The organism is Siminovitchia fortis (genome assembly GCF_003605365.2).
Lineage (GTDB): Bacteria > Bacillota > Bacilli > Bacillales > Bacillaceae_C > Siminovitchia > Siminovitchia fortis.
In genome coordinates this window covers 1-1,913 of sequence record NZ_QYTU02000084.1, presented here as the reverse complement: position 1 = coordinate 1,913, position 1,913 = coordinate 1, and the positions used below count along the sequence as shown (strand labels likewise).

At 39.3% G+C, this 1,913-nt stretch carries 1 protein-coding gene; it reads left to right on the top strand.

Annotation, left to right across the window (positions count from 1 at the left end):
- Positions 1 to 134 precede the first annotated feature (134 nt).
- Entirely contained in the window at positions 135 to 1,841 is a 1,707-nt protein-coding gene (locus D4N35_RS17670; protein WP_120076014.1) for an IS1634 family transposase, read from the top strand.
- The last annotated feature ends 72 nt before the right edge of the window (positions 1,842 to 1,913 follow it).

Sequence of the window (1,913 nt, the reverse complement as noted above, 5' to 3'; positions counted from 1 at the left end):
CCCGACTTTAACAGTTAAATTGAATAAAACAGGCTGAGAACATTGATTTAATCAAGTTTTCAGCCTGTTTTTTATTTTTAATATTGTATATATGAAGGTATATATGCTACAATATTTGAAAAAGAGGTGGGAAAATGTACCTTCAAGTTTTCAAAAATAGAGGAAAAGAATACGTCCGAATCGTAGAGTCGTATCGGGATCCGAAAACGAAAAAGCCTAAAGTCAGGGTGCTTGAAACCTTCGGCAATAAAGAAAAGCTGTTAGCCAAAAATCCAAACGCCATTCAGGAACTTCAAGAAAAAGTCGATAAAATGAATGCAGAGAAAGAGCAGGTTCACGCAAGCACTTTGAACCAGCATCTGCAAGAATTTATTAAAACGCCAATTGAACAACCTACAAAAGAAGGTGCTCTCCTTCAAAACTATGGCTATGAAGTTTACCGTATGCTTTGGGATGAGCTGAAGCTGGACTATTTCTTTCAATATCGACAAAAACGGGATACAGATATTGAGTTTCAAACAAATATCCCAATTGCCCTCATGGCCTTTTCCAGATTATTATTTCCCAATTCCAAGAAGTCAACCTTCGAGGGCAGGGACCGTTTTGCCCATGGGTTTCCTTGTGAGCTGCAACACATATATCGGTCACTTTCCTTTCTTGCCTCACAAAAGGATTGTTTGGAAGAACATCTAAACAAGCTGGTTGCAAAGAAATTCAACCGTAATCTCGCAGTGGCCTTTTATGACGTTACGACCTATTATTTTGAGTCCGTTTTAGCGGATGAATTGAAAAAGTTCGGCTTTTCCAAAGACAATAAGGTGAACCAGGTACAGGTTGTTATGGGTCTGCTAATTGATGACCAGGGGATTCCGGTCAGCTATGAGCTGTTTCCCGGAAATACTAATGATTTTAAAACATTGGAGCCCGCACTCACGAGATTAAAAGAACAATACGGGATCAAAAAGCTGATCATCGTTGCAGATCGGGGATTGAATTCTAAGAAAAATTTACTGTTTCTAAAATCCCTCGGCTTTGAATACATCATGGGCTATAAAATCCGTTCAGGTTCCAAAAAGGCGAAAGAGATGGTCCTGGATGAATCAGACTATACCTGGGCTTCTCCGGAATTCAAATGGAAGAAATGTGATTTTGAATCCTCTGTTCGGAGTGATGGAAAAAACCATAAAATCAACGATCATCTACTAATCACTTGGTCTTTGAAAAGAGCACAAAAGGACAGGAAAGACCGTGAAAGAATTATCAAAAAATCAAAAAAGCTGGTTGAATCGAAATCACAGATGAAGGCAGAAATGAAAAAAGGTGGGAAGAAATATGTCCAATTAACCTTCCTGGACGATGACCGGATTTCTTTTAACGAGAAACAACTGAAATTTGATGAGCAATTTGACGGCTATTACGGCATCCAATACAGTGATCCGGCATTATCCCCCGAACAAGTCTTGGACGCTTACCATGGGCTTTGGAAAATTGAAGAAAGCTTTCGCGTGCTAAAAAGCAATTTTGAGGCCCGCCCCATCTTTGTTTGGACAGAAGAAAGCATTCAGGGACATTTTGTCATCTGTTATTTAGCGCTCGTTATACAAAGGCTTCTGGAAGCCCTGCTTCGCCAAAAGGGACTGGATTATTCCACGGAAAAAATACAGGGTGCCATTCGGAGTGCTACGATTACACAGGTAAATTTCGAAGGAAGGGAAATCTATATAAAAAATAAATCTGACGATGCATTTTCCGATATCCTAAAAGCACTTGGGATTGAAGATATTCCTGCTTATGGGCAAAAGGACAAAAGAAGGAATGCATATCTACATGCAAAAAAATAAAAAACTCCTCGAAAACACTATAATATCGCTGTTTTCGAGGAGTTTTTGGCTTTCTAGCTGTTAAAGTCGGGA